The sequence below is a fragment of the Thauera terpenica 58Eu genome, from assembly GCF_000443165.1.
GTDB lineage: Bacteria > Pseudomonadota > Gammaproteobacteria > Burkholderiales > Rhodocyclaceae > Thauera > Thauera terpenica.
In genome coordinates, this window is sequence record NZ_ATJV01000066.1 from 21,027 (window position 1) to 28,690 (window position 7,664).

Annotated in this window: 6 protein-coding genes; 1 reads left to right on the forward strand and 5 read right to left on the reverse strand. The window is 63.3% G+C overall.

Translation table 11 applies throughout. From position 1 onward, the window contains the following. Positions 1-40: 40 nt before the first annotated feature. Genes M622_RS33105 through pglX form a run of 5 tightly spaced genes read right to left on the reverse strand, consistent with a single transcriptional unit; the run spans position 41 to position 6,779 of the window. Positions 41-1,276, reverse strand: coding sequence for a DUF6161 domain-containing protein (locus M622_RS33105; RefSeq protein ID WP_021249970.1), 1,236 nt, complete (start codon positions 1,274-1,276; stop codon positions 41-43). Further along, positions 1,273-1,839, reverse strand: coding sequence for a hypothetical protein (locus tag M622_RS33110; RefSeq protein ID WP_021249971.1), 567 nt, complete (start codon positions 1,837-1,839; stop codon positions 1,273-1,275). The genes M622_RS33105 and M622_RS33110 overlap by 4 nt, the downstream gene beginning before the upstream one ends. Beyond that, on the reverse strand, positions 1,839-2,489 hold the full coding sequence (locus M622_RS0120400) for a type II TA system antitoxin MqsA family protein (RefSeq protein ID WP_021249972.1): 651 nt from the start codon (positions 2,487-2,489) through the stop codon (positions 1,839-1,841). The genes M622_RS33110 and M622_RS0120400 overlap by 1 nt, the downstream gene beginning before the upstream one ends. Positions 2,490-2,504: 15 nt before the next feature. Beyond that, positions 2,505-2,927 (reverse strand): hypothetical protein, encoded by a 423-nt coding sequence (locus M622_RS33115; protein ID WP_157282064.1) that lies wholly within the window; start codon positions 2,925-2,927, stop codon positions 2,505-2,507. Between the two features lie 57 nt (positions 2,928-2,984). After that, positions 2,985-6,779: a BREX-2 system adenine-specific DNA-methyltransferase PglX gene (gene pglX, locus M622_RS33120; protein WP_021249974.1), complete on the reverse strand. Its 3,795-nt coding sequence runs from the start codon at positions 6,777-6,779 to the stop codon at positions 2,985-2,987. Positions 6,780-6,994: 215 nt separating this feature from the next. On the opposite strand from pglX, the gene M622_RS33125 reads away from it, so the two are divergent. After that, complete coding sequence (locus tag M622_RS33125; RefSeq protein ID WP_245543079.1) at positions 6,995-7,489, forward strand: REP-associated tyrosine transposase; 495 nt, start codon at positions 6,995-6,997, stop codon at positions 7,487-7,489. Positions 7,490-7,664 lie beyond the last annotated feature (175 nt).

Sequence of the window (7,664 nt, forward strand, 5' to 3'; positions counted from 1 at the left end):
TGTGCGAACGAGCTTCAAATGTCATTTAGATGAAAGCCGCTCAGGCTCTTGGATTTCGCGTCAGAAACTCCAACATCGATGGCGGGACACCTTCATCTTTCACAATTCCGTCCGCCGCGGGTCTGAACAAGGCCTGCAGGATCAAGTGCCGGTCCTGATCTCCGACGGCTGCGCCATCCTCGAGCAAAGACAGGTAAGTCTGGATCATCACCCTCCGCTCGGCTGCATCGCCGGCCAGGTGAAGGTTGCTCAAGTACGAGCGCACCACCAGACGGATCGCCCAAACCGAGAATAGGCCGATCAGGCCAACGAGGGCCAACCTCCAGCTATCGGGCCCACTTCCGGGAGGTGTCGATGCAAGAAGCGAATAGAGAATCCACGCTAGCACCCCTGCGGCGACAAGCATGCCTCCAAAAGCAACTCCGCCTGAAACCTTGGACATCCTCTTGTGATGCTCCTCCTTCGATCTCCAATACTCCGTCGGCGCACGCAGGGCCATCTTCTCGCTGAACGTCTTCTTAAGATCGTCCATGGTCTGTTCGTGCGTCGTCAGCAACTCTTCAAAACGTTCGCTCCGTAGTTTCTGGGCCGCATCAAACTCGTTTTGCTGGGTCTCACGCGCAGAACGGATGTCGCTTGAAAGCTCCGCGTAATCACGATGTAAGGCCTCAATCGTCACGGTCTTTTCGCCAACTACGGACGCCGTATTCGCCCGAAGCTGTTCGAATGCCTGGCTTGCCGCCTCAAGTCTCTCTTCCCTCAGCGAAGCGGGCAGTTCATAGCGATCCAGGATGCCTTCTACAAGACCGCGCCAAGCCTCGGGCATCTGCGGCTGCAAACTATGCCCATCCCTAGGCGGGACGAACACACAGGCGTAGAAGCTCGCGGCTTCCTCATTCTGAGTCCGGTACAGATCAATTCGCTTGCCGAGCGGAGTCGAACTGTGCGGCAGCCCATGCACAACCAGCGCTTCACGCACCGAAGCTTGGGCAGATTGAATCTGCTGGTCGTAGTGCTGAGGTTCATGCGTCGCGTACTGTTGAGCTCGCTGAAAACAATTCAGCGCTTCCTGGAGTTGGCTCAATGCTTGCCGGAAGCCATTTGTGTGATTTCCACTCTGCCGGTCTCGCTGCCAAGACCAGAAACTGATCTCAGTCTGGATCCACTCGACTGCCTCTTGAATCGACCTGGGCGCAAACAGCCCACCGTTTGCCCCCAGGTCCAGGCTGAAAACAGGCTCAACCGGCGTCAGAACGGCTTCCAGCGCCCCCGTCATTCAGCCACGTCTCTCTTCGCAAGCTTCTTGCGCACCTTTGAACTGCTGGGCGACTTCGTAAGCGCCTGCGCTGCAACCGGCTTCGCCGACATGCCGCCGTCTTTCTTCCTCAAATCATGAAAGTTCATCGTCGGCAGGATGACCTGCCCAGCCATCATACGTGCGCTGACAGTCAGCACTTGCTCGCGCAGCGCAGACCACAGCAAGGACGCGCCATTCACCGCGGCCAAGTCCTCGGGCGGAGCGAGCTTTTCGGCGCCATTCGGAATCAGCACGACGCCGCGAGCCTCGACATCGATGACGTAGGGCGAATACTTCTGGTCTTCCTTGTCCTTTCGCGGCTCGTTATCGACCACCAGCCGAAGACTGAGCAGGTACATCCGCCCCCGCTCGTGGTCCGGATCGAGCTCGCCGATGCTGAACTCAGTGGTCAGGTCAACGCCATCGAACATGAAGGTCGTCGTGAAGGGGTTCGGCGGCTCCTGCGGCGCATGCCGCTCGTCCCACTCGACTGAAACCTTCCTGAACATCACCTGCAGCAATTGCACCGGTGCGGCTTTCATCAGACGAACGCCTCCATCAACTCGGCGGACGAGGCTGCGTCATTGCAGGGAGTCATGGATAAGTGCTCCGTGAGATGGACTTTTGCATCCCACATGCCACTCAGGTCTGCCGGGCGTCCAAGCATAGGCACGCACACCCGGGTGCGGTCGCGACGGCGCGAATCCCACCGGGTCGTCGGCAGCGCGCGCAGCTTCACCCGCTGCTCGTCCTCGCAACGCTCCGTCCACAAGGGCAACTCGACCCCCGCCTTATCAGCCAGATCTTTCATCACGTCCGGACGCTCCATCGCCAGCTTCAGAAGCAGCGTCGTGCTCTCATCCGGATAGGTGACTTCCGACTCGTAGCGCGAGAAAGCGATCTTGCCCTTGCCGAACACCTTCGATGCCTGCTGCTGGGTCAGGCCATAGCGCCTGCGCAGCGCCAGAATCTCCTCGCCCATCAGCAGATTGCCGTAATGCGCCTTACGCTCGGCCAGCACACGCAGGTTTTCCCTGTGCTGCGACGCCTTGATCGTCATTTCACCGCATGCATTGCAGACCGAGGTCTGCAGCTTCACTTCCACACGCTTGCCGAGCGGCTCGAACACACGCACGCGCTCCGCCGCCTCTAGGTGACCCTTGCGGCACACCGGGCACAGACCCAATCCCATGATTCACCCTCCCCCTCAGCGAGAGCCGTGACACGACACCAGCACCAAACTCAGCTGGCCGTCGTCGGTCACGGAAAACTTCATGTACACCTCAAGGCCACGTGCGTTGCGCACGCGCCGTTCAAAGTCAAAGTGCAATTGATAAACATCGCAGGGATACACCTCCCCGCGCTTTACCTGACACCACTCGGCTTTCTTGAAATCCGCCGGGCTCAGGCAAGACAGCATGTGCAGCACATCTTCGTAGCTCCACCGCTCGTTCTCCAGATCTCGCTCACAACGATCCGTGGCGACCCACACCTCGTCCTCGGTCAACTCCCCGTCAGCTACCAGTGCCTGCAGCATGAACAGGTCGAACAATGGACCACCTGCAATCGAGCGCCGGGATGACCTCGGCAGCTGCAGCAAGGTACGGTTAATCTTCCACAGATCGGGCATTTAGTTTATCACCGTGATAAATTTTGGGTCGGATTTTACACTTTCCAAACCTGTGACTCAGCTCACGTTCCGCCGACGCCCGCGTCTCGCCGCCGTCACCACCGGTTTCCACGCCCGCAGTGCCTCCAGCGTCACCCCCACCGCCTTGGCCTCGTCGCGCACGAAGCCGTCGTAGTAATCACCCATGCGCTCGCCAAAGTGGGGGTCGAGCGCGTTGTGCCATTGCTTGAGCCAGGGCAGCAGCTCGAGCAGGCCGGCGAGCAGCGGCAGCAGGCGCTCGGAAGTCCAGCCTTCGCTGTCCTTCATGTCGAGGTAGTAGCCGGCGAGCGCGGTGGCTCGCTGCAGGTGGTCGCAGCCGGCCCAGACGATGGGGAGGCTGCCGTCGGCGCCGCGTTCGCAGCCGGGGTAGCTCACCCAGCGCTCCTTGGGCACGTCGAGGCCGCCGCGCAGGCGCCAGAAGTCCGTCTTCTGGAAATCCTTGCTCTGGTATTTGGGTGGCACCGGAATCCGCCCGACCTCGGCCGCCTTGCGCTCGGCCTTGGTCTGCGCCAGTTCCTCGGCCAGGGTGTCTTCAACCCAGCGCAGGCCCTCCGCATCCGGATCGCCCCCGTCGCGCTCCTTGCGCACCACCGCCAGCAATTCTTCACGCCGGACGGCGGCACCGTGCTCCAGCTCGGCGTCGATGGCGTCTTCGCGCCGCTGCAGCGCCCAGCAGTCTTCCCATTGGGCGCGCTTGCGCAGGCCGGTTTCGGTGTAGCGCAGCACGGGCAGGAAGGGCACGGACTCGGCGGCAACCAGATCATTGACCAGGCGGGTGACGTCGAAGTCGGCGCGGCCGGTGTAGAGCGCGGCGATGTGCATGAAGTCCGCGTCCAGACGGGCCGCGTCGGCGAGGCGGTTGATGCTGGAGAGCTGGACCGGCTCGCCAGCACCCCCTGCAGCGCCGGCCGCGTCCGCGCGCCCTGCGCCCTGCGGCCAGTAGCGGGCGGATTCCAGCCGGGCGAGCAGCCAGTCGCGCAGCGCGGCCTTTTCTTGATCGTCCCACGAGACGCTCTCCCAGCGCCGCTTGCAGTTCGGGGACTCGACGAGCCCGACGTTCCGGTCAGACTCAATAAGCTCGATGCGCTTCTGAACGAGCGCACGATAGTCGGACGGCCAGTGACTCGGAATGGCTGTCACAGGCTCGATCCCCAGCCATTCGAACCACCGCGTCTGAAGGGCTCCAGATTGCAGCCTTCGAGCCATTACGATCTCGAAGGCACGCTCACCGCAACGAACCTCTGGCGGCGACGCTGTCTCCAGCGTATCCGTGAGAAGGGCATAGAGCCGATAGCAGTGCCAGTCCAGTTCCTCCTGCGCCGCGACCATCTGCGCCTTGATCGACGCCGATCGAGCCCTCGCCTCGTCGAGCATCGCCCGGGTGAGCCGGGCGCCTTCTTCGTCTGTCTTTCTCAACAGGTTCTCAGGTGACGCTTCGGATAACGCTTGCGCGAGCACATCCAGACGGCGAGCCCAGCCAACGGGATGCTCCTCGACCAGCGGAAACTCCGCCACCTTGGTGGAGTTGAAAGCGTAGAAATCATGCCATTTTTCGTCCTTGCTGCTTCCTCCACCCGGCCCCCCCTTGTTGTGGCACACCTGCTGGAACCAGAAGCACGCTACCGACGAATTCAGCAACCCGAGCAGGCCCAGGTGCTCGTCCTCGGTCGCCTCGGCCGGCAGCTTGATGACCGGCGCGGTCTGCTTGAACACCTTGCCGCCGCGATCGAGGACGAAGTGGTTGTGGGTGGCGACTTCGGCGAAGGTGATGGTGAGTGGACGATCAAGTCGCGCCCGATAGACTTCTCTCAAATCCCACCAGCGCAGCCCTTTCTGCTCTACCGGAACGCCAAAAGCCTTCCGGTCCTTGAGCGAACTTCGATATGGCCAAAGGCACGCAACATGACCAGCGACATCCTCATCGGTGAGGTCATTGCCGAATAGATCGTAGGGCCACATCACGCACAGGTTTGATTCAACGCCCCAATCGCGAACTGCATCGCCCTCACCGATAGCTCTCACGTGCGTAAAACGCAACCGGGAGACAGCACTGCGGTGAAGCATCAGGCAATTGTCTTCCCCTGTAATGACGAGATAGCCAAGGTCACACCCTGCTCCTCTGAGCGTTTCACGCTCGGCATCCAGCGCATCTCTCAACTCGGCAGCACCGCCACCACCAACGCTCCACGGATGCTTCCCGAACGTCGCCCGTGGCGTATCCGTCACGCTGACGAAATCGCTTTCCGACCCCGCCACATCCACCTGCCCGACGATCGCCGACCACACCTGCCCTCTCGCCGGATCCGCCGGCGTGCTCGGCTCGCCCTTGATCCCCATCACCGTACGCACCTCGCCCGCCACCGGCGGCCGGTGGCGGCCAAACAGGATCACCGTCGGCGTGCCGTGCCCCGGGATGTACGCACCGGAGGTGTCGATGACGTGGGTCAGGTCCAGCGCCGGCAGCACCTGCTCAATGAGCTTGGCGCCGAACTCGCGCTTCATGAAGCTGTTGGCGGTGATGAGGCCGACGAAGCCCGCCTTTGCCGCCTCGCCCTGCCCGTCGCGCCCGGTCTGCGCGAGCTCGAAGAAGCGCTCGGTGAAGGGACAGCCGAGCGAATACTGGCGATGGCAACTGTCATAGCGCCGGCGGTAGGCCTGGTTCAGCGCCGCGTCCTTGACCACGATGTAGGGCGGGTTGCCGACCACGGCGTGGTACTGGCGGCCGAGGATCTTCTGCACCTCGGCCAGGTCCTCGCTGGCGAAGGCGTGGGCGAGGCCAGTGTCGGCGTAGTCGTCGGCGCGCTGGAACATGTCTTCGGTTTCCTTGAAACCGAAGCGCGGGCCGTGCAGCAGGCTGTCGCCGATGGCCACCTGCAGCCTGAGGTTGGGCGCGTCGGCCAGCCTCTGCACCTCGCACACCTTGAGCGCCGCCACCAGCAGACGGAAGCGCGCAATGGCCACCGCAAAGGGGTTGAGATCCACGCCGGCCACCGCGGCCAGCGCCTTCTGCGCGATGTCGCGCGGATTGCGGCCGGGCTCGTGGCGCTGCCATTGCGCCACCAGGCGGTGGAAGCCGCCGAGCAGGAAGTGTCCCGAGCCGCAGGTAGGGTCGATCATGCGCACGCTCTGGTGGCCGAACTCGCGGATCGCCGGGGTGAGCGTGCGGTCGAGGATAAATTCCTCGACGAACTCAGGGGTCTGCAGCAGGGCGTAGCGCTTGCGCGAGGCCTCCGACAAGTCCTGGTAGAGGTCGCCGAGGAAGCGGGTGTCCCACTCGGGGTCGGTGAAGTCGTGCACCAGCGCCCCGCTCGCCGGGTCCACCGCCTGCCAGAACTGGCGCAGCGCCATCGCCGCATCGCCGCTGATGGCGAGGCGGAAGACCGGGTTGTGGGCATCAAGGAAGAAGGTCTGCAGGCCGTGCAGGGTGCCAGCCTCGCGGAAGGCGGCGAGCAGGTAGTCGCGGTCGGATTCGAGCGGCTGGGCGCGGAAGTAGGCTTCGTGGCGGTCACGCGCGAGGGCTAGTCTTCCTGATTCAGGCGTGCCGGACAGCCAGGGCCGGTCGACGAGCTGGTTGTCTTCGATGAAGCGCAGGAACACGCAGGACAGCAGCCAATGCACGCCGGCCTGGGTGATGACCTGGTCGACCCAGCTCTCGAAGGCCTCGGCGCAACGGTCGGCATCGCGCGCGGCATGCCACTCGGCACGCAGGGCGGCGTCGAGCGCGGGCAGCTCGGCGATGCGGGCACGCAGATCGTCTTCGAGGCGCTTGAGCTGGCGGGTGAGGTCGGTGAGGAGCTGCGGGGCGTGGATCACGAGTGGATTCCGTTTCTGATGCAGGGATTCGCAGCCACGGCCGTAGGAGCGGCCGTAGGAGCGGCTTTAGCCGCGAACCCCCTCCGCTCTGCTCCAACCGGGCCGACCCTCCGACGATTCGCGGCTAAAGCCGCTCCTACGCGGGCGGTCAACGGTCGAATCGCGGCTGAAGCCGCTCCTACTGCGGGGCCTGGGGGGGCGCCTGTGGGCGGCGGTTGCGGATAAAATTCATCGTCATTTTTCGACGTGATTTCACTATGCCACATGGAAACCGGCTGCGCCGCGGGCGGGTCTCGGAAATGGGGCGCACTTATCTCATCACCACGGTGACCTTGGAGCGCGAGCCCATTTTCGCGGACTTCCATCTGGCGCGCAGTGCGATTCTGGAGCTGCGTCGGTGCGACGCCCTCGACCTGAGCCGGACGCTGGCCTTCGTGCTGATGCCGGATCATCTCCACTGGCTCGTGGAGTTGCGCGACGGCAGTCTGTGCGATCTCGTGCAGCGCTTCAAATCGGTGAGCGCGAAGAACATCAACGCAATGGACGCCTCGCCGGGCCGTCGGCGCTGGCAGGCGGGGTTCCACGATCACGCGCTCCGTGACGAGGACGATCTTCCAGCTATGGCCAGATATGTCGTTGCCAACCCATTGCGCGCGGGCATCGTGCGGACGGTGCGGGATTATCCGCATTGGGATGCGGTGTGGTTGTGAGAGGGCGCGGTTCTGTTTGGGTTCGCGGCTGAAGCCGCTCCTACGGGGTTGTTTCGTCGCTGTGGCGGGTTCGCGGCTGAAGCCGCTCCTACGGGGGTGTTTCCTCGCTGTGGCGGGTTCGCGGCTGAAGCCGCTCCTACGGGGGTGTTTCCTCGCTGTAGGAGCGGCTTCAGCC